Raw genomic sequence first — 25,286 nt, forward strand, 5'->3', positions numbered from 1 at the left:
TTCACCTCCGGAATCCTCCATTGCTATCTGTAATACCTAAACCATGGTCTGTACAATTCATACTCTCCGGAATATCAATATCGAAGACATTGTGACTTCGGCCTTCGATCTCGCGCATCTTGGCAAGCCCGCTTTTCACCAGTTGATATGCACCTCTATCGCCGGTTATTCTGGATAGTCGGGAAAAGACCTTTCTAGAAATATATGTCGGAAAGCCTTTCTTTCCCTCAAAGACGTAGGAGACCATCTCGTCTTCAGTGGTTACCGAACCTGCCAGGCGTTCCACATCCTCTTTGGTAATCAATGGCATGTCTGCAAGGGCCAGAACGATTCCTTCGCAGCTGTCGGGGCACTCTCTGAGTCCCCTGACGATGCTGGTTGAAATCCCATCTTTGTAGTTCTCGTTTATCACCGTCTGGAACGATCCGATCTCAAACATCTCCGGTTCAAAATCAGGATTGACCACAAGAATCTTGCCCATTGCGTCGATGGTTCCAAAACTGTCCAGCGACCACTGCAGAATCGGCTTGCCTGCGAAGTCCGCAAGAAGCTTCTCACTGCCAAAGCGTCTCGACTCTCCTGCAGCCAGAAGTAGCAGTACTATGGAATCACTTTTCATCTGTCTTAGCGAGGCTCTCTGCCGATTTACGGATTGCTTGGATAATTTTGTAGTAACCTGTGCATCTGCAGAGATTTCCCTCTATGGCTTCCATAATGTCTTCATCACTTGGGGCTGAATTTCTGTCCAGAAGGGCTTTCGCCGACATTATCATCCCCGGCGTACAGAATCCACATTGGACCGCCCCCTCATCAATGAAAGTCTGCTGAATCGGGTCGAGTTCGCCGCTCCTGGAAAGACCTTCGATTGTAACCACTTCTGAACCGTCGATTTCGGGAACAAGAACCAGGCAGGAGTTGACTGCTTTGCCATCAATAATGACCGTGCATGCTCCACACTCTCCCTCACCGCAGCCTTCCTTTGTTCCGGTAAGCCCCATTTCATCACGCAGAAAATCGAGTAATCGCATATCTTCTCTTACTTCCTGTGTATGCTTCTCATTGTTTAGAATGAAGCTGATCTTCATTTCAGTGCCTCCTCGATTGCATCTCTATCCGGCGGCAGAATCCGTACTTCGGGAAGAACCGCAGAAACGTTCTTGAGGTCCTTAAGTCCGTTGCCGGTGACAACTATCACTACTCGGTCCTTTTCACCTACGAGTCCAAGCTTCCTAGCCTTCTTGAAGCCCGCAAATGCAGTTGCACCGGCCGGTTCGGCGAACACTCCGGTTTCCCTCGCAAGTTCTATTATACTCTCAAGGATTTCGTTGTCCGAAACCGAGAGAAGGAGACCGTCATGCGCTTCTGTGTAGTGACAGGCCTTTATGACGTCTCTTGGTTTTCCAACACATATGCTGTCGGCTACTGTGGTTGCTTCAAGATCGATCGGTTCGAAAGGGAAGCCCGCTTCATAGGTCTTCTTGATCGCAGCAGAGCCTTCGGCCTGGATTCCGGCTATCTTCGGAACTTTCTCGATGAGACCCAACTCCTTCATATCCTCAAAGCCCTTGTAGAAACTTGAGAGAACAGTCCCGTCGCCGGCCGAAACGAATATGAAATCAGGGAGATCGTCCTCCATCTCGAAAGCGAGTTCCAACGCGCAGGTTTTCTTCCCTTCCAGTAGATAGGGATTGATCGCGCTGTTTCTGCAATACCAACCCATAGACATCCCTATCTCCATAGAGAGATCGAATACTCTGTCATAACTTGCTTCTATCGCAAGAATCTTTGAACCATACACCTGCAGTTGTGTGATTTTCGCCACAGGGGCGGTTGAAGGCACGAAGATAACGCTCTTCAAGCCGGATACGGCCGAAAGTCCCGATAGAGAACTGGCTGCATTTCCCGTCGAGGCACAGAAGATGGTGTCGAACCCCTTTTCCACTGCCTTTGCTACAGCAATGGCGCTTGCCCTGTCTTTGAAAGATGCTGTCGGGTTTCTTCCGTCGTCTTTTATCAAGACTTCCCGAATTCCGTATTTCCTCGAAAGAGAACGACTCTTGTAGAGCGGTGTATTGCCAACAAGCAGCTCCGGGAAATCGATTTTCCCTTCAAACGGCAAAAGGAAGTCAAAGGCCCAGATTCCCCTCTTTTGAAGAGAAGTCAAACTGAACTCAAATTTTTTCCTCACAAGCGCAAAATCGTATACGACTTCGAGGGTCCCCTTACGATCACCGCAATCGGGGCAGTAGTAGTCTACTTCGTCTATTGCGAATTCCTTACCACAAGTGATGCACTTCAGAAGATATTTGCTCAAACCAGTACACCCCCGATGGCGCTAACGGGACAGCGAGATTCGCAAAGCCCGCAACCGAAACACTCAGACGGATCCACTTCCACTTTCTCATCCAACCTCAGTGCAAAGTAAGGGCAAACCGCAACACACAATCCGCATCTGGTACATTTCTCGTGATCGATAAGCGGATTTCTCACCTCAAAGGACTCTTTCTGTATTTCAGCAGAGTCGATCGCATCTATTACACTATCGAACCCTCTCTTCTCGAGAGCCGACGGAAGAGTGTCTACTATCCTTTTGAAGAGGTCTTTGCCTTTTATCAGAGCTCCAGAAAGCATCTGCACCGCGGATGCGCCGCAAGAGAGAAAGTCAATTACATCATCTGCGCTTTGAATGCCACCGACACCTATAATCGGCAGAGAACAGCCCTCGCGTATTCTCCTTACGGATGAGAGGGAAAGCTTCTTGATTACGGGACCGCTTATCCAGCCAAACCCATCGCTGCTTCCCAAAAACGAACGATTCACCCTCCTGTCCAGCGGATAGACCGGTCCAAGCGAGTTTATTGCAACGATTCCGTCGCCACCGGAGTCCTGGACGGCCTTTGCCATTTCAGCCGGATCAGGCACAGATGGGTCGAACTTCAGAAAGACCGGCTTGTCCGTGCCTTCCTTAACGGCAGAGACCAACTCCTTCATAAGCGAAGGGTCATCGGCGACGTAATGAGTAGACAGCTCGAAAGCATCTGCAAACCTTGAGAATAACGGGACCAGCTTTCGAAGATCTTCAGGTGAGTAACCTAGACTGACTATCAGAGGAAGACTTGATGATTTCTTGTATTGCGGTAGAAACTCCTCAAACCACATGTCAGGAGGGAACTCGCTCCAAAGCTCAGTATTGATTACGAAGTCCTTATCCGCTACTATGCAAGGTCTCGGGACCTTAGCTGCTACTGTAGATATCGTCTTCGTAACCATAGCTCCGACTCCCATGGCTTCCAGTGCGAGCATCTTCCTATGATCCCCTGTAAGAGGACCGGAGGCAGGCATCAATGGATTCTTAAGGGAAATACCCGCCACTTCTGTCGAAAGATTCACGAAAGCACCTCCTAGAATCTCTTCTCAAATGCTTTGTACAACCTTCTTGCCTCTCTATAAATAATCTCTTCGTCGACTTTTGTCGGTACTCCTTGCGCTAGGACCCTCTCGCCACCGACGAACACATCGCTTACCGAAATGTTGTCGCAGATTCCAAAGAAGAAATGATCCACGAAATTCTCTGCCGTGATTTCGGTCGGACTTCGGTAGTTGAGTACGATCAGATCTGCGGAGCTTCCCTCGCGAATCGTTCCAATGTTTGCTCCAAACGTTCTGGTTGCAAGTTCGTAGTTTGCTCCAAAGAGAGAAGGGCTTAGATCTCCTGAATAGCTGGCTTTCGGATCGCGCTGGATGTAGTGAGGACCGAGAATCATGAACCTTACATCGTTGCTGAGATTGAATCCGTAACCATCGTTTCCTACCAGCACTGCAGCTCCTTCTTCTCTAAAGCGTTTCCATTCAGGAAATCCAACACCATTGTTGATATTCGACTGGCAATTTACCACGATGTAGCCCTTTGTGTTCTTTATCAGGCCCCTTTCAGATGGTGTAGTGTGAATGCAGTGGGCGTAGATTGAGTTCTCTGTCATGAGCCCGGCTCTATGGAAGCGCTCCAGTACTCTCTGGTCATATACGCCAATCGTGTGCTCCTGGTCCTCGGGGCCCTCTGCAACATGAACGTGTATGGGAAGCTTACCAGCTATCTCTTTTGAAGCCAGCGACAGTGTCTCTTTTGAGAGAGTGAGGGAAGCGTGGAAACCGAAAACCCCTTTCTTGTACTGCGTCGACTCCCTGCTGAACTCGAGATTCTCTCTTATTCCCCTGTCACGTTTTTCCAATCCGTCTCTGTCCGAGACCTCATAAGCTCCACAGTACCTCAAACCGACATCGTTGACGGAAGCGGCGATTCTCTCCAGAGAACCATCTATCGCGTTTGGCGAAGAGTTGTGGTCGAAGAGAGATGTAACGCCTGCCTTAAGCGACTCGATTGAAGCCACATAAGCCGAGATCTCAAGATCTTCAAGAGTAAGGGCTTTATCCAGTCTCCACCACAACTCTTCCAGCAGTTTTGTGAACGAGGATGGATTGAAGGGAGAGACCCCCAATCCGCGAGAGAAAGTTGAGTAAATATGCGTATGGGCATTTACCAGCGAAGGCATCAAGAGCTTTCCGTCTAAGTGCAGATTCTCGCCATCATAGCTGCTTTCGCCTGAAGAGACCTTCACAATCTCCCCGTTCTCTACCCTCACGTATCCCTTTTCTATGAATTCTCCATCATTTGTGAAAATAGAAACTCCATTTATTTGCATGAAGCATCCTCCCAACGAATTGATTCGCGTTCGATGAAGCGTCCCGAAGCCCTGGGAAGCAGAACTTCACCGTCTTTGTAGGCGACTCTGCCTCTTTGAACTACCGCTTCCACCCTTCCCTTTAGCTTCATGCCATCGAAAAGAGAGTGGTCGGATCTTGTGAAAGGCGATCTTGAGACGGTAATCTCTGCATCCTTATCGACAACGGCGATATCTGCGATAGATCCGGGAGCCAGCAGCCCTCTCTTTGGAAACAATCCGAACGTCTTGGCCGCGTTTGTTGAAAGCAGAGAAGAGACTCTTGTGAGGTCGCCTTCAAGCAAAGTGTTTGCGGTGGAAAAGGATAGGCCTAGCGATCCAGAGCCGTTCGGCATCGACAAATAGTCATCTCGATTCTCGAGTTTCTCTTGCCTAAGGAATGGACAGTGATCCGTGCCCATCGATGAGATCTCCCCCTCTCTCAACGAAGAGACAAGAAGCAGTCTCTCCTGTGCGCTCCTTGGAGGGGGGCAGTAAGTATTAAGATAACCTTGCTCGCCGAGTAGCGGGCTATTGTCCAGCAGTAGGTACTGAGGACAGGTTTCAAGTCTTGTAGAGTCTTTCCAGTTGACATTGATCGAGCCGAGAGTCTTTGCGGTTTCGCCGCTGGAAAGATGTACGATGTACAGCTGGCCCTGTTTGTCCATAGACATCAAGGCAAGCTTGACTACTTCGGTCATCTCGCTAATAGTCGGTCTCAAATCCGAGAGATCTTTGAAAGTAGGACTTACGAAACCGGAAACGGTCTCAGTTATTATTTCATCGTTTTCCGCATGGGCCAGCAGAACGAACCCAAGCTTTCTTGAGAGCGAAAGCAGGTTGAGGATCATTCCGTCGCTTGTTCTGCGATCGGAAGAACTATATGTCGTGAAGATTTTTATAGAAGGCATCTTCTCGGCTATTGCAGCTCTGGCTATCTCTTCGGCGGAAAATCCAGGACTTCCTGCAAGCGTTACGTGGAAAGCGTAATCTATCCTGCTGTCTGCTGCCGTCTGCATTCGACTCTTCTTTGCTTTCTCAAAGTCTAAAAGACTGGAAACGGGATCGAGAAAATCAATCAGCGTGGTTACTCCCCCGCTGATTGCAAGAGCAGATCCCGAATCGAAGTCGTCAACGGACGTATATCTTCCCAGATTCAACGAAAGGTGTACGTGAGGATCGATGAATCCCGGCAAGAGAAACAATCCGGAGCAGTCAAGGATCTCGCGTGACGGGAAACTGCTCCGGGTTGCAGATATCGCCGCGATTTCCTCGCCCGAAACATAGAGATTGGCAGGAAAGACACTGTCTCCTGCGCAAATCGTACCGTTTTCCAGGGCAAGGTCAAAAGTCACGGTCTTCCGCCCATAGTAAGCGCCATTACAGCCTTAGCTGTGTGAAGTCTGTTCTCCGCCTCGTCTATAACGATTGACTGAGGACCGTCTATTACCTCGTCGACGACCTCTCTGCCCCTATCCGCGGGAAGAGCATGCATGTAGACCGCTCTCCTATTTGCAAGCTTCATTCTCTCGGGTGTGCAAATCCAGTCTTTATTCTTTCTCACTTCTTCCATGATCTCCTGAGGATCTTCTGAGACGTAGAAGCCACCCCATGACTTCGGAATCACAATATCTGCATCTTTGAATGCCTCATCCATGTCGTGAAGTATATCGAACTTGGCCCCGCTGTTCTCGGCGTTTTGCTTTGCCTGATCAACTATGTCGGGCATCAAATCGAAGCCCTTCGGATACGCTAACTTCACGTCCATACCGTATCTCGTGAAGAGAAGAATCTGGGACTGTGGAACGGAAAGAGGCTTGAGATGGCTTTCGGCATAAGCCCATGTTATCGCGACCTTCAGGCCGTTGAGATTCGTTCCAAATCTCTCTCTAATCGTCATCATATCGGCCATAACCTGCATAGGATGATAGACATCATCCTGCAGATTCAGAATTGGGACATCCGCGTGTTCGGCAAGAGATCTCAGATAAGGATTTCCCGCCTTGAACTTGCAGTGCCTTACAGCGATTGCGTGGCCGTATCTCGAAAGAATCATCGCGGTATCTCTAGGAACCTCTCCGTGCGCAGTCTGCATCGTCGAAGGGTCCAGATAGTGAGCGTGTCCGCCCAGCTGTGTTATTCCCGCTTCCATCGAGTTGCGTGTTCTAGTTGATTGATCGAAGAACATCAAGAACACCGTTTGATAAGGAAGCAAAGGGGTCGGTTCGCTCGTTGCAAATCTCCGTTTCAGATCGGAAGACAGATCGAGCATCAGATCAATCTCCGTTCTGTCAAAGTCCTGTGTGGTGATGAAGTCTCTGCCTCTCAAAATGCTACTCATCCTATTACCTCCTAATCTATTGTGAAAGCCTTAAAGGAAGAAGAGCGTACATAGCCGCAGCCTTTACCAGATGGTCGATGGGGCACTGATCATCGGGACTGTGCGCGTAGATCTCGTTAGCGGGCCCGAATCCGATCGTCGGTATCGAAAAGACACCTGCTGTTGCTATTCCATTTGTCGAGAATGTCCACTTGTCAACGAAAGGCTCCTCACCGAAAACTTCTCTAAAAGTGTTTACGGTCTTCTGCACTATTTCGCTGTCCTCTTCCATTACCCACGTTGGGAAGTACTTCTCGACGGGATACACAGTTCCGGTATATGAAGGTCTTTCGTAGAAGAGTTCTACAATCTCCGCCTGCTCCCCGGCCATTTGAATGGCCTCTTCCAGTTCTTTTACTACCGTCTCTTTTGTCTCTCCCGCCGTCAACCTTCTGTCTAGCTGGATGGTGCATTCGTCGGCTACTGCGTTTTGGGAGGGAGATTTGAAGAATATCTGAGTAACGGCTATCGTCCCCTTCCCTAGGAAAGCGTCATCTTTTATCCTCTCATTGAGCCTCTCTATCTCCTGTATGATACGGCCCATCTTGTAGATAGCATTGACTCCCCGTTCGGGTGCGCTCGCGTGACAGGAAAGCCCCGAGGTTTTTATTTGAAGCTCCATTCTTCCCCTGTGCCCCCTGTAGATATTTAGATTCGTCGGTTCGGTAATGACCACGAAGTCAGGCCTAATGCCGTCTTCCTGAACTATGTACCTCCAGCAGAGGCCATCGCAATCCTCTTCCATCACAGTTCCTGTAACGTAGAGAGTGAAATCTCCCAGCAGTCCCTCTTCTTTCATTATCTTTGCCCCGTAGACCATTGCAGCCATTCCAGCTTTTTGATCGGAAGCACCTCTCCCGTAGATTATGCCATCTCTAACAACTCCTCCGAAAGGATCTACCTTCCAGAGCTTTTCATTTCCCACTTCTACGGTATCGATATGTGCGTCCATGGCAATAACTTTCTTGCCCGATCCGATTCTACCCATGATGTTTCCCAGACCATCGACTATGACTTCGTCGAAGCCCACCTTGTCCATCTCTTCGCGAATTCTCTGGACAACCTCCCTTTCACCGGCAGAAAAGCTCTTGATGCTTACGAGATCGCTTAGAAAAGCGGCAAGTTCCTCACGGTATGATTCAGCCTTGGTAAGTAGATGTCTTGACACGTTTGTCACTCCTATACACGAGTATTTTCTCTATTATAACTTCTTATACATTGCAAAAAAAAGTAACAAGAGAACCGACAGAGGCTTTGGTAATAGTATAGCTCGACTCGTTCCGGTTCTCAACGGAAGGCGATCAAGTCAGTGCAAGTATTCAGCATGAGGGAGTCTCAGGATGAAGGGCTTTGTCTTGCTCTGAAGCTATAATTTATCTTGGGGGTGATTGTATGAAGACTCTCGATGTGAAGAATCTGACAAGCAGGATCGGGAAGTTCGACCTCGGGCCTGTCGATCTATCAATTGAAAAGGGCGAAATCGTAGGTTTGATTGGACCATCAGGCTGTGGAAAGACTCTCCTGTTAAGATCTATTGCGGGGCTACACGAAACGCTCTCGGGTACTGTCGAGATCAACGGGCAGGACGTTACTTTCCTTGAGCCCCATCTCAGGGGCCTTGCTTTTGTCTTTCAGGACAATGCCTTGTTTCCCCACATGGATACCCATGACAACATTGCCTTTCCTCTCACAGTAATGAAGGACAAGGAGGCAAATGAAAAGGTAAGTAGAAGAGCCGATGAACTCGATGGCCTTTCTGGCTATCTTGACCGTTGGCCGAAAGAGTTGCCGGCCGGTATGAAGAAGTTGACGGCGTTCGCAAGAGAGACGGTAAAGAAATTCAACATCATCATGCTTGATGAACCGTTCGAGAGACTCGACAAGAAGATCAGAACCGAGCTGAGACTGATGATCAAGAGGCTGCTGATTGCTCTTGGAGAGTCAGTGCTCATAGTATTGAACGATCCCGAAGATGCGATGGCAGTTGCGGATAGAGTGTACGTCATGTATGATGAAGCAATAGTTCAGCATGGCCCGCCAACAGAGATATACGAAGATCCGGCTTCGCATTTTGTGATGGAGCTCTTTTCTTCGATGGGAGTCAACAGGGTGGGTGATGCGTCCTTCAGACCCCAGGATGTTCAACTGGACGAAAAAGGGGAGGAATTCTCGCCAGAACACTGCGGTCCTTTTGATTCGAGACGCATACTCTGCAGTGGAAAGCTCAGAGGGGAGAATGTCACAGTACTGCTTCCACTGGAGTGCAAAGACCTTGATTCGGTTTTCATAAGCATCACCAGGTCTTTCAGTCTATAATCAAGTGTGTTTTACCATCTATATTGGCTGAAATTGCGACGAAAAACCTTCTGGTTGCGGTATAATCTACTTGGTGATGTGTAAAACGTTCTTATGAGAGGCCTTTCTCTAATGAGAAAGGCTTTTCTGTCTGCTCGAGAGAAGTTCTATTAGTCTGTCGGGATAATCCGTAATGATTCCATCTACTCCAAGGTCTATCAGTCTCTCCATCTCCGGGACCTCGTTTACGGTCCAGGGGATGATCTTCAGTCCGGATCTGTGAGCGCTCTCTATCCATCCCTCGGTCATGAGTGTGTAGTTAGGAGAGATGACACTGCAGCCGATACTGGCAAGCATCTTCCCTATGTCGAATCCGAAGTTCCTCAATCTCAGACCGGCAGTCCATATAGTTTTATCGAGATTTGTGCTTGAAATTAGGGCGACCGTTTCAACGGATGGTTCCAACTCCCTAGAAATCTTGATAGCTTCCCAGTTGAAAGACTGTATCGTTGACAGTTCTTCGAAGCCGAATCTGGAAACAACTTCAAGAACTTTTCTAACGTGTTCTCTAAGATCGACGGTATCCTGAGGTCTCTCAGGAAAGTGCTTGATCTCTATGTTAACTCTCACTTCCTTTGCAGACTTCTCGTTGTGTTGCCGGACCAGGTCAAGAACCTCTTCGAGAGAGGGTATAGCCTGTCCATCCATTTGAAGTTGTTCGGGCCAATCTTCAGGATTGACAGTTCTTCCTATGTCGTACTTTCTAAGCTCTTTGAAAGTAAGGTCTTTTATCAATAACCGGTCCTTTATGAATTCCCCGTCCTTTCTCGTTCGCTGTGGATTCAGATACGGCTCATGGTTAATGACGACAACGCCGTCACTGGTGATTACAGTGTCAAGTTCAATAGTGTCAACGCCCAGTTTCAGAGCGTGTGTGAAGGCGGCAATAGTATTCTCGGGCATGAGACCTCTGCAGCCGCGGTGTCCCTGTACATCGAACTCTACGGTCGCGGAAAGTGCCGTTGAAATAAGAAGAATGACGATAATGGTCATTGATTTCAAGATAAGTCTCATAGTCACACTCCATTCAATCTTTTTGAATTGCAAGTTGTATAATTTCCACTAGTTGCGTGGGGTGAGATTGCGTTGAATCTTAATATACTATTCTTTGAAGCTCTAATATATGCGAGCCTGGCGACTAAGAATCTGCTTAGTCAATATTTCGACATCTCCGGTTATTCACCAACCGAAATCGGAATACTGATGGCGGTACTGCCTGTTGCCTCGCTAGTTTCCAGCCCCCTGTGGTTTAAAATCAGCTCTAGACTTGGTCAGAACAAAATCTATTATATCGTATCTCTTTCTTCAGCCGTATGTATCTGGCCCATTTTTGCCACCAGCGATTTCTTGACATCCTTACTCTTCATGATCCTCTTCTCTCTCTTTTTTTCGGCAGTTGTTCCGCTGGGTGATTCAATTATTATGACGATTCTTAAGACTACTGGAGGTCGTTTCGATCGTGTGAGGCTTTTTGGCACGATTGGGTTTGCAGTTACTTCTCTCTTGTTAAGCAGTCTCGTCGGGATCAGTTTCTTCTGGTTATTTGCAGCCACCTCCATTGTTCTGGCCTTCTCACCGATGTTCCTCAAGAGAAGACCCGGTGAATCGAGAACTGAAGCCCCGGAAAACCCTGCCAGTGCAGGTTCTCTTCTTCAGTTTTCTTTGATGACTGTCGGAATGTTTTTCGGAATTACTTTGAACTCCTTCCATAATTCTTTCATTGCGGTCTTCACAAGACAGAACGGTATGGATCCGTCGGTCGTGGGGGTTGTCTTTGCAATTACCGCTCTTTCAGAGATTCCTTTCTTGTTGGTTGCCGACAGGATAATCGAGAAAATCGGCAGTATGAAAATCCTGCTATTCGGCATGGCAGTAATTGGAGTCAGGATGATTCTTGTCTCCTTTGCGACAAACGTATATGCGCTCTATTTGGTGGAGTCTTTACACGGGTTGACGTATATTCTAATGTATTACTCCCTTTTTCACTTCATCCATTACGGTCTTTCGGGTAGGCGGATGATTGCTGCTCAGAGTGTCTTCTGGATTGTGAGGTCGGGATTGACTTTCATCGTGGGGTCAATCGGAGGAGGAATAATTATCGATAAATTCTCAGTCTTCTTTGCATTCAGACTCTTCGGATTTGTCGGGCTTCTATCTGCAATCTTAATGACGGGCGTTTACTTCGCGATTCTAAGATCGCGATCGAATTCCAGATGAAACCCACCGGATCCAAGAACTGAGATGTATCTCTCGAAATAATGTTTCATTGCTTGATGTCAGTCTGAAAGGACCTCCGGGATAAATTGTGGATCCGTTTTTCGGAAGGGTTTGTGAGCGGTTCTTTCTTTTCAAATAACGAGAACGAAGCGATATGCGGGGTCTTACGTGTGATATCCAACTCTGTTGGCTTCTCAGGGAGCTTCTTTCGGGGGAACTCTTGGTGTTATAATTACTTCGGTATTCTGCCGTTTTCAATTTTCGAAAAGGGAGGGATCTTATGAAAAAGCTTCTTGTACTGGTTCTTCTGAGCTTGTCAATCTTTGCTTTCGGAAAGACTACAATCAACTTCTGGCACGCTATGAGTGGCAGCAGATTGGGTGCAGTTGATGCAATTGTAGAGGGATTCAACGCAGAAAACCCCGATATTGAGGTGGTTGCGCAGTTCACCGGTTCATACGCAGAGACCCTAACCAAGGCGATCGCTTCGTATCGAGCAGGAGATGCGCCTCATGTTGTACAGGTTTACGAGGTTGGACTTCAAACTATGCTTGACAGCAATGCTATCAAACCGGTCTTTGAGCTTTCCGGTCCTGATTTTGATTGGGGAGACGTGATCGGCCCTATTCTCGATTATTACACAGTGGGCGACCAGCTCTATTCAATGCCTTTCAACTCGTCAAGTGCCATCCTATACTACAACAAAGACATTTTCAGAGCCGCTGGCCTCGATCCGAACAAACCGCCGTCGACCTTTGATGAACTATACGAGATGGGAAAGAAGATAGTCGAATCAGGGGCGGCACAGGGAGGAATCTCTTTTGGTTGGCCTGCATGGGTCTTCGAGCAGATGCACTCGGTACATGGCCAGTTTTATGCAAACAATGAGAACGGCAGAGCCGCCAAAGCGACGGAGGTTTTCTTCAACGGAGACTTCGGTGTCAAGGTCCTGGCGGAGTGGATAAAATGGGCTCAGGCGAAAGTTTTCCTTTACGGCGGCAGAGAGTATGACGCAAACCAGGCATTCCTTACCAAGCAGGTTGCAATGTTGATTCAGTCTACATCTTCTGTCAGCTCAATTGAGTCGAAAGCCGATTTCGAGATGGGAACAACCTTCCTGCCGGTTATACCAGGTTATCCGAAGGGAAATTCCGTCATTGGCGGTGCAACGCTATGGGTAATGAAGGGTCATACAGACGAAGAATATGAGGCGATCTGGAAATTCTTCCAGTACCTTATGAAGACTGAAGTTACTGCCGAGTGGCATAAGTCGACGGGTTACTTCCCAACCACCAATAGTGCAGTCAAGAAACTCATGGACGAAGGTTGGTTTGCCGAAAATCCAAATCACCTTACCGCCTTCCTTCAGATACTTTCGGGAACGAGAATTCCCGAGGCTCAGGGAGTGAGACTCGGCAATTTCGTCGCCATCAGAGATGTCGTTGATGGGGCTATTGAAAAGGCTATACAGTACACCGGAACGAATTTCGAAGCAGAAGCGAAGAGAATTCTCGACGATGCGGCAAAAAAGTCGAACACGATACTTGAAGAATACACATTGATCTACGGCAAGTAGTTTTTTTTGGATCCCCTGACAGAAATGTCAGGGGATCTTTAGTATTTTCCGGACGGTGATGAGGCATGCATAGTCGTTTTCCAAACAAGCTCTTACCATACTTGCTACTTCTGCCTTCATTGGTCGTGGTCATCATCTTTTTGGTTGTTCCTACTATTCAGTCGCTGTACCTGAGTTTTTTCAGGGTCTCTCCTTTTGGCGACAAACTGATATTCGTGGGATGGTACAACTTCACCAAGCTATTCAAATCTTCAGATTACATCAACAGCCTTGTTATAACGCTAATCTTTGCGGTTTTCGTCGTAGTGATCGGTCTGACTTTGGGAATGCTGCTTTCGGTACTTCTGAATCAGAAGCTGAAGGGGCTGCAAGTATATCGAACTCTTTTCATCTGGACTTATGCGATTTCACCGGCAATAGCAGGTACGATTTGGGCACTGATGTTCAGCCCTTCGAGCGGCCCGATTACATTCTTGCTGAAGGCGATCTTTGGAGCTAATGTTAACTGGATGATGGATGGGAAAGTTGCCCTCGTTGCAGTAATCATTGCAGCTTCGTGGAAAATGCTTGGTTATAATATAATTTTCTTCTTGTCAGGACTCCAAACGATTCCTCAAGAATTGATTGAGGCTTCTGCTATAGATGGCGCATCTAGCGTTCGGAGATTCTTTAAGATCACAATTCCGCTGTTGTCGCCGACCACTTTCTTCCTGCTGATAATGAACATGCTGTACGCCTTCTTTCAGGTCTTCGGACTGATCGACATAATGACAAAGGGCGGGCCGGGAGATGCCACGCAAGTCCTTGTATACAAACTTTACAGAGACGGATTCATAAACCTTGATACGGGCTTTGCATCCGCTCAATCAATAGTGCTTTTCGTTTTTGTAGCCATCTTGACTGTTCTTCAGTTCAGATTTGCCGAGCAAAAGGTCTTCTATGGATGATCGTGGGGTGAACTAGATGAAGCAGAGAAAATCATCGATCTTTCTGAGCTATCTTTTTCTGACAATCGCGCTCATAGCAATAATGTTTCCGATTTACTATGCCTTCACTATGAGCACATTCAACGAGAAGGAAGCCTACTCATTCCCTCCTAAGTTCATCCCAAGCATTCACGCATTCGATAACTATTCGACGGCCTGGAAGACCGTCAACATGGGAAGATTGATCTTCAACAGCGCATTCATTTCGATTACCGTGGCATTTGCAAAGATATTTCTTTCGATGCTCGCTGCCTTTGCTTTCACCTATTTCGGGAACTTCAAAGGAAAGTATTTCTTCTTTGCGATAATTCTGATTACCCACATGCTTCCGCTACCGATAAGAATTGTACCGACTTATGAGCTGATGAGAACTTTTGGCTGGATTAATTCATATAGAGCTCTCACGATACCGTTTTTTGCCAGCGCGACTGGAACTCTGCTTTTCAGACAGCTATTCATGACTGTTCCACCTTCGCTTTCCGACGCTGCTAGGATCGATGGAGCCGGACCCATGAGATTTCTGTTCAATGTGTTGATCCCGCTTTCAAAGACTAATGTCGGGGCGTTGTTTCTGATTGAATTCACATATATGTGGAACGAGTACTTGTGGCCTATGATAGTTACCAACAGCAATAACATGCGTGTTGTACAGATAGGAATAAAGATGCTTCTTGCAAGTGAAGCTCAAGCGGCCGAATGGAATATCATTATGGCCGGAGCCATAATCGCCATGATTCCTCCGTTGATCATGCTGCTGCTTTTCCAGAGAACTATCATGGAAGGGTTCAGTCTGAAAGAAGAGAAGTAGACCGTCAGATAAGTCTTCTATCTGTTTATGTTGTGGCATTCTCTATGGCTTTCAAAATAACCTTGCTGCTGTAAGTGGCGCCCGAGATTACAATGACCTCGACAGATTGGTTCTCAATTAAGGAGGCGATGATTGCCTCTGCCGATTTTCCTCTGCCGTGATTGTGTCTCACTATTTCAATCGATTTGATTTCGTGTCCGGAGACCATGACGATTACTGTCACCCCTACTATCTCTGCCGCGAAATTTCCTTCATAGTCTCCATCGGTTAATTGAGATAGATTTAGCGGTGCGAACTCAAGTGTGTCGAGCTCCTTCAGTCCCTCTTCAAGCCTCGGAAAGATAAGCGCCATGACGATTACGTTCAGTGCTGCAACTGCAATCCCTATCGATATGGGTACTCTGGTAAGGTACATCAGTTTCATCGTCTTTGCTCCGGAAGATGAATTTCAGTAACTTATTGTTCGGCTGTATTATAGCAAAGCTGGCTAAGCCTCAAAGTCCTTGACAAACTTATCGATGTTGCTTGAAACAATGTGGGGCTGAGGCTTACCTTTCGAAGCTGCCTTCAGCATCATTCTTGAAAGAAAACCCAGTCTTTCTAGATTGAACTCGCCACCAAAAAACCCTTTTGTCTTGCATTTGTCAAGAAACTCCTTAGGGAAGTTCTGAGAGAGGTACTCTTCAAAGTTCTCTTCTCCTGAACCCATGCAGAGAAATACTCCAAGCCTCTTCGACTTAAGGTCTTCAAGGTTCCTTCTCACAAATTCCGTTATCTCCTTGTTTGCCTTGCCGATTCTGATCGATGCCCCAACGATCACGGCATCGAATTCTTTGAGTTTCGGAGATGGGTCTTTCTTGATGTTGATTATCTCTGGTTCCTCAGAGAGTTTCTTTGAGATTTCGCTTGCACACTTTTCCACAGTTCCGCTCCAAGTCGAGTAGATTATCGCGGTCTTCATAAGAGACGCCTCCTAAAGGTGAGGATTGGTACTTCATTGTTTAACAAATACAGTTTACATGATAAGAGACTGCGAAGCCTTAGCAGATGAATAGTTTGAGTTATCTCCGTTGCCTGTAGCGTATTTAGTGTACAAGTCATCGATCGGACTTGAAGAATTCGGGCATTGTGTTATAATTCTATGCGTTGAATTCCCGCTTTGCCGCAGAAGGCAAGGCCACAGACCAAGGGAGGAGGAAGTTAATGAGCAGGATCTACGAAACTATGTTCATAGTCTCGCCGAAGCTAGATGAAGAGAATCGGAATGCGATGGCTGAAAAGGTTAGAGACTATATTGTTGAACGAGTCGGAGGAACAATCGAGAAGTTCGACAGATGGGGTGTCAGGAAACTAGCTTACAGGGTTACAAAAGGCTTCAGCGAAGGCGACTACACGGTTATTCAGTTCAAGGCTGACCCCGAATCGGTTGATATCCTCGAGAGATTCTTTGGTATCACCCCTGAAGTTTTCAGATGGCAGACATTCAGGAGAGAAGATCTTGAAAAGGCGGAGAAAAAAGCTTTGCTGAAAAAAGACGAAGCGGCAGAACAGCCGGTGGTTGAAGAAAGCGTTCAGAATGCTGAGTCAGAAGAAACACCGGTTGAAGATACAGCAACTGAAGAAGCGGTCGCCGTTGAAGTAGAAACTACTGAAGAAGAAAAGCAGACGGAGGAGTAAGAAATGTCGATTAGCTACAATCATGTTGTCTTGATAGGTAGACTAACTCGCGATCCGGAGATCAAGTTCGCTGCCAGTGGCACTCAAATTGCAACGTTCACTCTTGCAGTTGACAGAAATGTCGCGTCATCCAATAACGACAGTACCGACTTCATAAGGATTGTGACCTTTGGAAAAACAGCGGAGTTCGTTGGCAACTATTTAACGAAAGGCAGACTTATACTTGTAGAGGGCTCTCTCAGAATTAACAAGTGGAAGACGCAGGACGGTGAATCGAGGTCAATGGCCGAGGTTGCCGCCTCCAACATACGATTCATGGAGACAAAGGCACAGGCTCAACAGAGTTCTGGAGGTTTTGAGAGATCGACTCAGGATAATGATTTGGTTGAGAGCACTGGAAACGATGACATTACTTTCTTTGGAAGCGACACGGGTGACTCCGGAAGCGACGATATCCCATTTTGAGGCAGGTGGAAGATTATGGTAAAAGATAATAGGCGAAGAGGAAGAAGCAGAAGAAAGTGCAGACTCTGCGGTACAAAGACAAAGTACATTGACTATAAGAACACTTCTTTGTTGCGCGACTATGTTACCGAAAAGGGCAAGATTATCCCAAAGAGGATTACAGGTAACTGCGCGAAACACCAGAGGATGGTGAAGGAAGCGATTCAGAGGGCGAGATTCATGGCGCTGCTTCCTTACACAAAAGAGTGATAGAGTCAGTCAGGGAGGCGAATAGCCTCCCTTTTTTAAAAGGAGGTTTCTTATGAAGGTGATTCTTCTGAAAGACGTAAACAACGTTGGAAAAGCCGGTGAAGTGAAGAACGTATCTGATGGTTACGGTAGAAACTTCCTTATTCCAAAGGGGTTTGCAGTTGAAGCCAATCAGAAAGAGATGGCAAAGCTCAAGCACATTCAGAAACAGCAGGAAGAAAAGGAAGAAAGAATAAAGAAGGCCAGTGAAGATCTGTTGCACGAGCTCCAGAAACACCACTTCGTGATAAAGGCTAAGTCCGGATCTAGCGGCAAGCTATTTGGAGCAGTCACCTCCGGAGATATTTCCAGCCACATCAAGAGTTTGCTTGGTCTTGTGGTCGATAAGAAGAACATAGAGCTAGAGGAACATATCAAACAGACTGGTGAATACAAGATAGATGTTAAGCTTCCGGGAAATGTTAAAGGAAAGATTGCATTGAAAGTGGAAGGGCTGGAGGAAGACTGATTTGGAGTTTCAGATTTTCTCGAAGGCTCTCTACTCAACATGGATTCTATATCGACCCGAAAGGATACTCTTCGATGTGGGAGAGGGTATATCCACTGTTCTTGGCAACAGCGTCTATGCGATAAAAGATATCTTCCTTACCCACGGTCATGTCGATCACATTTCCGGACTCTGGGGCCTGATAAATACCCGAAACACGGCAATGGGCGACCGGAACAAGCCTTTGAGAATTAGTTTCCCCTCGGGCAATCGAGCTATCGAAGCTTACCTCGATTTTATCATTGGAATGAATCCTCGATTAAGATATAACATGATAGTCAACCCGATAAACGTCGGAGATGAAGTGTATCTTAGAACTGCAGGCAGCTTCAGGAGACATGTTACTCCCTTCAGAGTGAAACATACAATCGGCGAGATCAGCTACGGTTACCATATCTATGAAGAGAGAAAGAAGCTAAAAGAGGAATACGCCGGTCTCTCATCAAAGGAGATTGCCGGTGTAGTCAGTGAGAAAGGTAGAGAAGAGATTACTGACACTTATCTTAAGAAGATCGTGACCATCAGTGGAGACACATTCGCACTTCCTCCCGAGGTTATTGCCGATTCGGAGACGTTGCTCCATGAGTGCACTTTTCTGGTCGGGAAGGATAGAAGGAATCAGAATCATTCCAGCATTGAGGAAGTAATCGACAGTGTGAGAAATAGCAAGGGTATAAAGAGATTGATATTGTATCATATATCGGGACGGTACACATCCAAGATGAAAAAATGGCATAATATAATTAAGAAGGAACTTGACGGTTCCGAACTTGAGGTGTTTCTTGTTCACCCGGAACATGTTTTTGAACTGTAAGGTTGTTCTGAGTACTCCGGGAGGAGGTAAAGAATGGGCTACATAGGCTGGATGATTTTCGGCGTTGTCTTACTCGTGGCAGAGATAATTACTCCTACGTTCTTCTTTCTGTGGTTTTCTATTGGTTCCTTTCTCGCAGGTCTGGCATCAATGTTTTCTTTCGGTTTCGGCTGGCAGGTACTTGTCTTTGCAGTAAGCAGCTCTTTGTTGGTGCTTCTAACAAGACCGATTGCCAGAAGGCTTTCAAAAGGTGATTCGCCGAGGAAGATGTACATAGACGGAATGGTGGGCTCTTTGGGACGTGTGATGGTCGAGATTAACCCGGTGCTGGAAAAAGGCAGGGTCAGGATAGAAGGAGAAGACTGGAGAGCCAACTCGATTAACGGTGAAGTAATACCGGTGGATACCGTGGTGAAAGTGGTGAGACTGGAAGGTACTCTGGTCTATGTCGAGAGAGTAAACGATAACACTCAGTGAATGATAGAAAGGGGGATCAGAAATGGTTTTTTGGTTGATACTTGCAGCAGTAATATTCATCATTGCAGCTTCAGGAATAAAGATTATCCGTCCGTTCGAGAAGGGACTGGTAGAGAGACTCGGAAAGTACAGAAGAGATGCAGAACCGGGTCTTCAGTTCATAATTCCGTTTATTGAAAGGATGGTAAAGGTCGATCTCAGAGAGACAGTTATCGACGTGCCACCTCAAGAGGTCATAACAAAGGATAACGTTGTCGTCACCGTTGACGCTATCATATACTTCCAGATAACCGATGCATTCAGGGTCGTATACAACGTCGCTAATTTCGAGATCGCAGCCATAAAGCTGGCTCAGACAAACCTAAGGAACGTTATCGGTGAGATGGAGCTGGACCAGACACTTACCTCAAGAGAGCGAATAAACGTTACTCTGAGAGAGGTACTTGACGAAGCCACGGACAAGTGGGGAGTCAAGGTCACTAGAGTTGAGATCAAGAAGATCGATCCACCTCAGGACATAATGGATGCCATGTCCAAGCAGATGAAGGCTGAGAGAACCAAGAGAGCCGTCATTCTGGAGGCCGAAGGTTATAAGCAGTCGGAGATAACGAAAGCCGAAGGCGATAAGATGTCCGCGATACTTCAGGCCGAAGGTCAGAGCGAATCAATAAAGAGAGTCGCAGAAGCCAACAAGTTCAAGCTGATAGCAGAGGCCGAGGGTCAGGCTAACGCTATAGTTAACGTCTTCAAGGCCATTCATGAGGGTGATCCGACGAAAGACGTTATTGCTATCAGATACCTGGAGTCCCTTAAGCAGATTGCAGATGGTAAGGCAAACAAGGTCTTCTTGCCTTATGAGAGCAGTGCAATGCTTAGCTCGATAGGTGCAATGGCGGAGATCTTCAGAGAAGGGAAAGACAGTTCAGACGGCAATGAGAAGGTAAGCAAGAAGTGATCTGATTGTTAGTCAGTGATATTGTTCACATTTTTCTGAGTTTCTTAATTATTACTGTGTTGGCCACCGTCCTTTCGGTGGCCTCAGTTTTTGCCTTTCAGCGTCAAATAAGAAAACCGACTTTCTTTCTTCTGTTTATGAACATTGCCTTTGCAAATGGATTCATCTTTCTAAGTACTATGCTATTCACGGATAATTACAGACTTCACAATCTAGTCCTCTTCCTGATCGCCTATCTCTATGTATATGGATCGTTAGGCAGACACATGTCGAGATACGATGACACATTTCGTATGTTGTTTCTTTCCATGGGGTATACGCGTCAGGAGTTCTTCAAGAAATACCTCATCGTACAGGGAAAATGGAAGTTGGCCGACTGCATCCTTACCTTTTCTGCGATCGCAACTGTCATAAGGTTCTTATCTGACCACCTAAAGTATTTCTATCCCGACGAATGGCTGCAGATAATGCTTCTATTCACAGTCATCTGCCTGACCGTTGGCGTAAGCAGATGGTTTGGCGACAGTTCTGTAAACAAGCTGTCAAAGGAAGAGTAACATACAGATGATATCATACCCCTATAGGGTATGCATAATACGGAATTCCAAGGAGGTATAGTTATGGCAAAGTTATTTCCGGACAATACAATAAAACAGGTTAAAGAGGTCTTTGGCAGCATGGAAGGTCCTGTAAAGGCACTTCTCTTCAAGAGTGACAAGAACTGCGATTACTGTTCCACTGCCGAACAGATGTTGAAAGAACTCTCGGAAATTGAAGGAAAGATAACCTTCGAAGTTCATAATCTTGAATCGGAAATGGCCGATAAGTATCGCATTGATCTAGCTCCTAGTATAGTTCTGCTCAATCCGGACGGAGATGACAAGGGAGTAAGGTTCCTCGGCATACCGGCCGGTCATGAGTTCGGCACGCTTTTGCAGGACATTGTCTCTTTTTCTAAGGGAGCACTTCCAGAGCTTTCTGAGGACTCGATCAAGAAGATTGAAGCGATAAGTTCGCCTGTAGACATAAAGGTCTTTGTGACCACTACTTGCCCGTACTGTCCCAGGGCCGTTATCACGGCTCACAATATTGCTATGGCAAACAAGAATATTACTGCATACATGGTTGAAGCGAATGAGTTCACGGAACTGTCAAAGAAGTACGGTGTCTCTTCTGTACCACAGATTGTGATTAACGACAAGGTGACTTTCGTTGGAGCTTATCCGGAAGGTCAGTACGTAGATCAGGTATTGAAGGCCGTATAAGGAGGAGCAGAATGTCATTCTTCGAACTTGGCAGCGCAAAGAAATCCGTTTTGAGAGACTCTTATGATGTAGTTATTATTGGAGGAGGTCCTAGCGGAATCACTGCGGGAATTTATGCCGTTCAGGCAGGACTGAGTCCTTTGATCATCGAGAAGGCGCTGGATGGCGGGCAGATGAACAATACCCGGGCAGTTGAGAACTGGACGGGTTTCACCAGTATCAGCGGAATGGAACTGAGTGAGAAGATGGCTGAACACGCGAGAGCTTTTGACGTGCCTTTCACATATAGTGAGGTTGTCGATCTAGAAATTGATGAAGAGGAGAAAGCGGTTGTCCTTGACAATGGAAAGAAGATAATGTCGAAGGTCATTATACTCGCCACAGGATCGAATCCGAGAAAGCTCGGCGTGAAAGGCGAAGAAGAATTCAAGGGAAGAGGAATAAGCTATTGCGCAACTTGTGACGGACACTTCTTTTCCGATAAACACATCGCTGTAATTGGCGGAGGGAACAGTGCTCTCGATGAATCGCTTTATCTGAGCAAAATGGTTAGCAAGATAACAGTGATTCAGAATCTCCCGAAGCTAACTGCCGACAAACTTCTGCAGAAAAAGCTGAACGACACAGGTAAGGTTGAGTATGTTTTCAGTTCAGTAGTAGATTCAGTTGAAGGCGATTCTCAGCTGAGAAGGTTGAACATCAGGAGTGTCGACACTGGCGAAATAACTCCGCTTGAGGTGGATGGAGTATTTGTTTTCATTGGGCTAATTCCGAACTCTCAGTTCTTGAAAGGAAAGGTGGAGCTCAACGAGTTCGGTTATGTCAAGACAAACGATTTCATGGAGACAAACAAGAAGGCCGTCTACGCAATTGGTGATGTAAGAGAAAAAGAGGTTAGACAGATAGTTACGGCAGCGGCCGATGGATCAATAGCGATTTACCACGCGGCAAGAAACTATTTCTACGATTGACTAGACTCCATAGTATAGAAAAAGAGCGCAGGACGCTCTTTTTCTATTTTATTCTTGCCTCGGGAACTGGAAGAATCTCGATTGTCCCCTTCTCCATGTCTATTTCCACCCACTGACCTACGGGAAGTACAACCTTTGGGAAGTCCCCGTGGTAACTTGGCAAACCGATCCAGACAGGAATCTCTTTGTCCAGAAAATAGTCGTGTATCACCCTCTTTATGTCGTCTAGATCGCCGTTCTTGATCTCCGTGAATCCCGCAAAAACAACACCTCTGAGTGACGAAAAGTCATCTAGATGTGCAATATTCCAAATCATTCTCTCAAGTGATTCTTTTGTCTCGCTTACATCCTCAAGCACCAGGATAGCGTCCTTCAGCGAGCCCAGATATTCAGTCCCCTGAAGGGTCTGAAACAAAGAAAGATTTGCCGGTATAAGCCTTCCGGCCATCTTGCCTTCAATTACTGGAATGGACTGGTAATTGAAACGAATAGTCCTCTCTCCGTTGAATATCGCTGCGATGTTTTGGACTGACTGGGTGTCCGATCCAAGCTCGACCGCAACCATAGGTCCGTGGAACGTCGTTAGACCTGTCTTGAAATAGATCGAAAGAAGCAGTGCGGTGATATCGCTGTAGCCAACCAGGGGCTTCGGGTTTGAAGCGATCAAGCCCCAATCGAGCCAGTCCAGAAGGTTATACGAGCCATAACCTCCTCTGGCAGTGATAATCGCATCATATTCTGGATTTGCGAAGGCTTCGTTCAGCTCATTAGCCTTTTCTCTAGACGAAAGCGATACCTGGCAGCTTCTTCCAACTACAACACGGTATCCAACACTTCTCAAAGCGTTAACGCCGCTCTCAAGCTTTGCTCTTTCGGGAAAGCTTGCAGGAGCGGTGACGAAAATCGTTTTGATCTCTCTCGAAATCAATACAGGCGAAGTCAAAAGAATACCAGTACATACCATGATTGTCAACCATACCCTTCTCATGAAATCCTCCAGCTTGATGTGTCTACTATAGTTTGCCATTCATGAGCTCCAAAATCAACATGCAAGAGGCAACTCCCGAAAAAAAAACATGCCGTTGACGAATGAGATCGAGATAAGACGAGAAAGTGCGTCGCCGAGCCGTTCGCTGCGCTCACGAAAAGACGAGAAGCGAAAATAGGGACTGACGAGCTCCTGACGTCTGTACTGTTTTTCGCGTCCTCTCGCCCTCTCTTTCTCTCTCTCTTCCTCCTCTTCCTCTCTCCTCTTCCCGCTCTTCCAACCTCTTCCCTCTGGCCTCTTACGTCTTTTTTTGCGAGAGATCACGGAAGAAACCCTCATTGCAGGAAAGTGCTATACAATTGCCGAAAGGTCTGTCAAGAACTCGGTTACATCGTCTGATTTCGACTCGAAGAATTCTTTCGGACAAGAATCGGCAGTTATCTCGCCGTCCTTCAAAAAGATTACGCGATTTGCTATATGCTTTGCAAATTCGGTCTCATGGGTGACGATTATCATCGTCCTCCCTTCTGAGGAGAGCCTTCTGATTACTCTCATTACTTCGCCTACAAGAGACGGGTCTAGGGCCGATGTGGGTTCATCTAGGAGAACAATGTCGGGATTCATGACGAGCGCTCTGGCTATCCCCACTCGCTGTTGCTGTCCACCGGAAAGCTGAGAAGGGTAACTTGTAAGTTTTTCGCCAAGATTCACCTGCCTGAGTTGAATTTCGGCGGCCTTTCTTGCATCTGCCCACTTCATACCGTTGACCTTCACGAGAGGCAGAGCAACGTTATCGACAATCCTCAAATGACTAATCAGATTGAACCTCTGAAATACGAATCCAACCTTTGATCTGAAAGATCTAATTGATTGTCTCGTTCTCTCTACCTGTCTCCCCTTAAAGAAGACCTCGCCTTCATCGGGGGTTATTAGGTTGTTAATGCATCGGAGTAGGGTCGTCTTTCCCGCACCAGAAGAACCCAGGACAGCTATCACATCGCCTTCTTTGACGTCGAACGAGACGTTTTTCAAGACAGACAGCCCATCGAATGATTTTGAGAGGTTCGAGAGCTTCAAAATTACGTTTCTTTCTGTCATGGAATGGCAAGCCTCCTTTCAAGTATCCTTCCTACCAGAGAGATCAGCGATGTCATAAACAGGTAACAGGCGGCAAGTAAGATATACGCTTCAAACACTGCCAAAGTCTGTGTTCCCACCTGTCTGGCGCGCATCGTGAGATCGCCAAGGGCTATGACCGACACCAACGAGCTGTCCTTGATGAGCGTTACGAGTTGTCCGATTAGAGGGGGAATTGAGATTCTAAAGGCTTGTGGAAAGACTATAGAGAACATTATCTGACTTCTGTAGAGTCCCATGGCCTCTCCGGCTTCCTTCTCTCCAGAAGGAACTGCGGCTATCCCCGCTCTAAAGATCTCGCCTACGTATGCTCCCTCAAATAAAGAAAGAGAGACAACTCCCGCCCAGAATCTATCGATGTTAACTGCAGAACCGAAGCCGTAGTAGACTAGAAGAATGACCACCAGTAACGGCATGTTTCTAAAGAACCAAACATAGAGAGTCCCCGCGTCACGCAGCAGATTGACTTTTGAATCTCGTGCAAGTGCTACCACAATTCCCACGATTACTGCAAGAGCAAGAGCGATGACGCTTAGCTGGAGAGTAGTGACGATCCCTTCGATGAAGAGTTTGTAATACCTGGCAAGCGATCTCCAGTTAAAAGGATACACAGCTGAGACTGATGAATAGGAGAACCAGAGCATTCCTGCGACTATTACTCCCAGAATGATTTTCGACATCGCTCTTGTCATAATTCTTTC

At 46.8% G+C, this 25,286-nt stretch carries 29 protein-coding genes; 15 read left to right on the plus strand and 14 right to left on the minus strand.

The genetic code is table 11. The features are described 5' to 3' along the window. Nucleotide 1 precedes the first annotated feature (1 nt). Genes Q502_RS04515 through Q502_RS04550 form a run of 8 tightly spaced genes read right to left on the minus strand, consistent with a single transcriptional unit; the run spans nt 2 to nt 8,275 of the window. Complete coding sequence (locus Q502_RS04515) at nt 2–619, minus strand: NTP transferase domain-containing protein (RefSeq protein WP_099829368.1); 618 nt, start codon at nt 617–619, stop codon at nt 2–4. Then, a complete protein-coding gene (locus Q502_RS04520; RefSeq protein ID WP_099829369.1) occupies nt 609–1,085 on the minus strand; it encodes a (2Fe-2S)-binding protein in 477 nt (158 codons plus the stop codon). Before Q502_RS04520 ends, Q502_RS04515 begins: the two co-directional genes overlap by 11 nt. Continuing rightward, nucleotides 1,082–2,314 (minus strand): threonine synthase, encoded by a 1,233-nt coding sequence (gene thrC, locus Q502_RS04525; RefSeq protein ID WP_099829370.1) that lies wholly within the window; start codon nt 2,312–2,314, stop codon nt 1,082–1,084. Before thrC ends, Q502_RS04520 begins: the two co-directional genes overlap by 4 nt. Continuing rightward, complete coding sequence (locus Q502_RS04530; RefSeq protein ID WP_099829371.1) at nt 2,311–3,390, minus strand: 4Fe-4S binding protein; 1,080 nt, start codon at nt 3,388–3,390, stop codon at nt 2,311–2,313. Before Q502_RS04530 ends, thrC begins: the two co-directional genes overlap by 4 nt. Nucleotides 3,391–3,401: 11 nt before the next feature. Beyond that, nucleotides 3,402–4,700, minus strand: a complete 1,299-nt coding sequence (locus Q502_RS04535; protein WP_099829372.1) for an amidohydrolase family protein — start codon at nt 4,698–4,700, stop codon at nt 3,402–3,404. Continuing rightward, nucleotides 4,691–6,073 (minus strand): dihydroorotase family protein, encoded by a 1,383-nt coding sequence (locus tag Q502_RS04540; protein ID WP_099829373.1) that lies wholly within the window; start codon nt 6,071–6,073, stop codon nt 4,691–4,693. Before Q502_RS04540 ends, Q502_RS04535 begins: the two co-directional genes overlap by 10 nt. After that, nucleotides 6,070–7,059: an ornithine carbamoyltransferase gene (locus tag Q502_RS04545; protein ID WP_099829374.1), complete on the minus strand. Its 990-nt coding sequence runs from the start codon at nt 7,057–7,059 to the stop codon at nt 6,070–6,072. Before Q502_RS04545 ends, Q502_RS04540 begins: the two co-directional genes overlap by 4 nt. Nucleotides 7,060–7,075: 16 nt before the next feature. Then, complete coding sequence (locus tag Q502_RS04550; protein ID WP_181456424.1) at nt 7,076–8,275, minus strand: YgeY family selenium metabolism-linked hydrolase; 1,200 nt, start codon at nt 8,273–8,275, stop codon at nt 7,076–7,078. Nucleotides 8,276–8,490: 215 nt separating this feature from the next. Here Q502_RS04550 and Q502_RS04555 point away from each other — a divergent pair, with 215 nt between their 5' ends. After that, a complete protein-coding gene (locus Q502_RS04555) occupies nt 8,491–9,414 on the plus strand; it encodes an ABC transporter ATP-binding protein (protein ID WP_099829376.1) in 924 nt (307 codons plus the stop codon). 108 nt (nt 9,415–9,522) lie between these two features. Here Q502_RS04555 and Q502_RS04560 read toward each other — a convergent pair whose 3' ends face one another. Beyond that, a complete protein-coding gene (locus Q502_RS04560; protein ID WP_099829377.1) occupies nt 9,523–10,467 on the minus strand; it encodes a glycerophosphodiester phosphodiesterase family protein in 945 nt (314 codons plus the stop codon). Nucleotides 10,468–10,539: 72 nt separating this feature from the next. Here Q502_RS04560 and Q502_RS04565 point away from each other — a divergent pair, with 72 nt between their 5' ends. From Q502_RS04565 to Q502_RS04580, 4 genes are all read left to right on the plus strand, one after another. Beyond that, nucleotides 10,540–11,670 carry an MFS transporter gene (locus Q502_RS04565; protein WP_099829378.1) on the plus strand — a complete coding sequence of 377 codons (1,131 nt, stop codon included), beginning with the start codon at nt 10,540–10,542 and terminating at the stop codon, nt 11,668–11,670. A gap of 280 nt (nt 11,671–11,950) precedes the next feature. After that, nucleotides 11,951–13,246: an ABC transporter substrate-binding protein gene (locus tag Q502_RS04570; RefSeq protein ID WP_102819329.1), complete on the plus strand. Its 1,296-nt coding sequence runs from the start codon at nt 11,951–11,953 to the stop codon at nt 13,244–13,246. A 65-nt stretch (nt 13,247–13,311) separates the two neighbouring features. Next, nucleotides 13,312–14,193 carry a carbohydrate ABC transporter permease gene (locus tag Q502_RS04575; protein WP_099829379.1) on the plus strand — a complete coding sequence of 294 codons (882 nt, stop codon included), beginning with the start codon at nt 13,312–13,314 and terminating at the stop codon, nt 14,191–14,193. A gap of 16 nt (nt 14,194–14,209) precedes the next feature. Continuing rightward, on the plus strand, nt 14,210–15,040 hold the full coding sequence (locus Q502_RS04580; RefSeq protein ID WP_099829380.1) for a carbohydrate ABC transporter permease: 831 nt from the start codon (nt 14,210–14,212) through the stop codon (nt 15,038–15,040). 25 nt (nt 15,041–15,065) lie between these two features. On the opposite strand, the gene Q502_RS04585 is transcribed toward Q502_RS04580, so the two are convergent. Then, entirely contained in the window at nt 15,066–15,464 is a 399-nt protein-coding gene (locus Q502_RS04585; protein ID WP_099829381.1) for an FMN-binding protein, read from the minus strand. A 63-nt stretch (nt 15,465–15,527) separates the two neighbouring features. Beyond that, a complete protein-coding gene (locus tag Q502_RS04590) occupies nt 15,528–16,001 on the minus strand; it encodes a flavodoxin domain-containing protein (protein WP_099829382.1) in 474 nt (157 codons plus the stop codon). 242 nt (nt 16,002–16,243) lie between these two features. Here Q502_RS04590 and rpsF point away from each other — a divergent pair, with 242 nt between their 5' ends. The 10 genes from rpsF (at nt 16,244) to Q502_RS04640 (ending at nt 22,460) form a co-directional block, all read left to right on the plus strand. Next, nucleotides 16,244–16,717 (plus strand): 30S ribosomal protein S6, encoded by a 474-nt coding sequence (gene rpsF, locus Q502_RS04595; protein ID WP_099829383.1) that lies wholly within the window; start codon nt 16,244–16,246, stop codon nt 16,715–16,717. A 3-nt stretch (nt 16,718–16,720) separates the two neighbouring features. Continuing rightward, nucleotides 16,721–17,182: a single-stranded DNA-binding protein gene (locus Q502_RS04600; RefSeq protein ID WP_099829384.1), complete on the plus strand. Its 462-nt coding sequence runs from the start codon at nt 16,721–16,723 to the stop codon at nt 17,180–17,182. A gap of 15 nt (nt 17,183–17,197) precedes the next feature. Further along, on the plus strand, nt 17,198–17,431 hold the full coding sequence (gene rpsR / locus Q502_RS04605; RefSeq protein ID WP_099829385.1) for a 30S ribosomal protein S18: 234 nt from the start codon (nt 17,198–17,200) through the stop codon (nt 17,429–17,431). A 52-nt stretch (nt 17,432–17,483) separates the two neighbouring features. Then, nucleotides 17,484–17,939 carry a 50S ribosomal protein L9 gene (gene rplI, locus Q502_RS04610; protein ID WP_099829386.1) on the plus strand — a complete coding sequence of 152 codons (456 nt, stop codon included), beginning with the start codon at nt 17,484–17,486 and terminating at the stop codon, nt 17,937–17,939. A 1-nt stretch (nt 17,940) separates the two neighbouring features. After that, the gene (locus Q502_RS04615) at nt 17,941–18,792 is read left to right on the plus strand and encodes an MBL fold metallo-hydrolase (RefSeq protein WP_099829387.1); all 852 of its coding nucleotides are present in this window, start codon (nt 17,941–17,943) and stop codon (nt 18,790–18,792) included. Nucleotides 18,793–18,825: 33 nt separating this feature from the next. After that, on the plus strand, nt 18,826–19,269 hold the full coding sequence (locus Q502_RS04620) for an NfeD family protein (protein ID WP_099829388.1): 444 nt from the start codon (nt 18,826–18,828) through the stop codon (nt 19,267–19,269). 22 nt (nt 19,270–19,291) lie between these two features. Beyond that, complete coding sequence (locus Q502_RS04625) at nt 19,292–20,224, plus strand: SPFH domain-containing protein (RefSeq protein WP_099829389.1); 933 nt, start codon at nt 19,292–19,294, stop codon at nt 20,222–20,224. Between the two features lie 5 nt (nt 20,225–20,229). Beyond that, nucleotides 20,230–20,781, plus strand: coding sequence for a hypothetical protein (locus Q502_RS04630; RefSeq protein WP_099829390.1), 552 nt, complete (start codon nt 20,230–20,232; stop codon nt 20,779–20,781). A gap of 63 nt (nt 20,782–20,844) precedes the next feature. Further along, nucleotides 20,845–21,489, plus strand: coding sequence for a protein disulfide oxidoreductase (gene pdo, locus Q502_RS04635; protein WP_099829391.1), 645 nt, complete (start codon nt 20,845–20,847; stop codon nt 21,487–21,489). Between the two features lie 11 nt (nt 21,490–21,500). Then, the gene (locus Q502_RS04640; RefSeq protein WP_099829392.1) at nt 21,501–22,460 is read left to right on the plus strand and encodes an NAD(P)/FAD-dependent oxidoreductase; all 960 of its coding nucleotides are present in this window, start codon (nt 21,501–21,503) and stop codon (nt 22,458–22,460) included. A 43-nt stretch (nt 22,461–22,503) separates the two neighbouring features. Here Q502_RS04640 and Q502_RS04645 read toward each other — a convergent pair whose 3' ends face one another. The 3 genes from Q502_RS04645 to Q502_RS04660 all read right to left on the minus strand — a co-directional run bounded on the left by Q502_RS04645 (nt 22,504) and on the right by Q502_RS04660 (nt 25,277). Next, a complete protein-coding gene (locus tag Q502_RS04645; RefSeq protein ID WP_099829448.1) occupies nt 22,504–23,448 on the minus strand; it encodes an LD-carboxypeptidase in 945 nt (314 codons plus the stop codon). A gap of 351 nt (nt 23,449–23,799) precedes the next feature. Next, nucleotides 23,800–24,546, minus strand: a complete 747-nt coding sequence (locus Q502_RS04655) for an amino acid ABC transporter ATP-binding protein (RefSeq protein WP_099829393.1) — start codon at nt 24,544–24,546, stop codon at nt 23,800–23,802. Beyond that, a complete protein-coding gene (locus Q502_RS04660) occupies nt 24,543–25,277 on the minus strand; it encodes an amino acid ABC transporter permease (RefSeq protein WP_099829394.1) in 735 nt (244 codons plus the stop codon). Before Q502_RS04660 ends, Q502_RS04655 begins: the two co-directional genes overlap by 4 nt. Nucleotides 25,278–25,286: the final 9 nt, after the last annotated feature.

It is taken from the genome of Mesotoga sp. Brook.08.YT.4.2.5.2., from assembly GCF_003351125.1.
In the GTDB taxonomy this organism is placed as follows: Bacteria; Thermotogota; Thermotogae; order Petrotogales; family Kosmotogaceae; genus Mesotoga.